This window comes from Ferrimonas aestuarii (assembly GCF_005116665.1).
Classification (GTDB): Bacteria; Pseudomonadota; Gammaproteobacteria; order Enterobacterales; family Shewanellaceae; genus Ferrimonas; species Ferrimonas aestuarii.
In genome coordinates this window covers 1-1,613 of record NZ_SWCJ01000036.1, presented here as the reverse complement: position 1 = coordinate 1,613, position 1,613 = coordinate 1, and the positions used below count along the sequence as shown (strand labels likewise).

Below are 1,613 nucleotides of genomic sequence, written 5' to 3'. Positions count from 1 at the left end.
CAAAAAACTTTTTAATTGAAGAGTTTGATCATGGCTCAGATTGAACGCTGGCGGCAGGCCTAACACATGCAAGTCGAGCGGAAACGACAGTATTGAAGCTTCGGTGGATTTACTGGGCGTCGAGCGGCGGACGGGTGAGTAATGCTTAGGAATTTGCCCAGTCGAGGGGGATAACCATTGGAAACGATGGCTAATACCGCATACGCCCTACGGGGGAAAGAGGGGGATGCTTTTGCACCTTTCGCGATTGGATAAGCCTAAGTGAGATTAGCTAGTTGGTGAGGTAAAGGCTCACCAAGGCGACGATCTCTAGCTGGTTTGAGAGGATGATCAGCCACACTGGAACTGAGACACGGTCCAGACTCCTACGGGAGGCAGCAGTGGGGAATATTGCACAATGGGCGCAAGCCTGATGCAGCCATGCCGCGTGTATGAAGAAGGCCTTCGGGTTGTAAAGTACTTTCAGCGAGGAGGAAAGGGTGTGAGTTAATACCTTACATCTGTGACGTTACTCGCAGAAGAAGCACCGGCTAACTCCGTGCCAGCAGCCGCGGTAATACGGAGGGTGCGAGCGTTAATCGGAATTACTGGGCGTAAAGCGCATGCAGGCGGTTTGTTAAGCGAGATGTGAAAGCCCCGGGCTCAACCTGGGAACTGCATTTCGAACTGGCAAACTAGAGTCTTGTAGAGGGAGGTAGAATTTCAGGTGTAGCGGTGAAATGCGTAGAGATCTGAAGGAATACCAGTGGCGAAGGCGGCCTCCTGGACAAAGACTGACGCTCAGATGCGAAAGCGTGGGGAGCAAACAGGATTAGATACCCTGGTAGTCCACGCCGTAAACGATGTCTATTAGGAGTCTGTGCCCTTGAGGCGTGGGTTCCAAAGCTAACGCATTAAATAGACCGCCTGGGGAGTACGGCCGCAAGGTTAAAACTCAAATGAATTGACGGGGGCCCGCACAAGCGGTGGAGCATGTGGTTTAATTCGATGCAACGCGAAGAACCTTACCATCTCTTGACATCCACGGAAGCTTGAGGAGACTCGAGTGTGCCTTCGGGAACCGTGAGACAGGTGCTGCATGGCTGTCGTCAGCTCGTGTTGTGAAATGTTGGGTTAAGTCCCGCAACGAGCGCAACCCTTGTCCTTAGTTGCCAGCACGTAATGGTGGGAACTCTAGGGAGACTGCCGGTGATAAACCGGAGGAAGGTGGGGACGACGTCAAGTCATCATGGCCCTTACGAGATGGGCTACACACGTGCTACAATGGTCAGTACAAAGGGTTGCCAACTAGCGATAGTGAGCTAATCCCATAAAGCTGGTCGTAGTCCGGATTGGAGTCTGCAACTCGACTCCATGAAGTCGGAATCGCTAGTAATCGTAGATCAGAATGCTACGGTGAATACGTTCCCGGGCCTTGTACACACCGCCCGTCACACCATGGGAGTGGGTTGCTCCAGAAGTAGATAGCTTAACCTTCGGGAGGGCGTTTACCACGGAGTGATTCATGACTGGGGTGAAGTCGTAACAAGGTAGCCCTAGGGGAACCTGGGGCTGGATCACCTCCTTACGAAATAGATACGGTTTTGCGTTGAGTGTTCACACAGATTGTCTGA

1 rRNA gene is annotated in these 1,613 nt (G+C 52.3%); it reads left to right on the top strand.

Annotation, left to right across the window (positions count from 1 at the left end):
- Positions 1 to 12 precede the first annotated feature (12 nt).
- Positions 13 to 1,567: ribosomal RNA gene (locus FCL42_RS21470) — 16S ribosomal RNA — on the top strand.
- Positions 1,568 to 1,613: the final 46 nt, after the last annotated feature.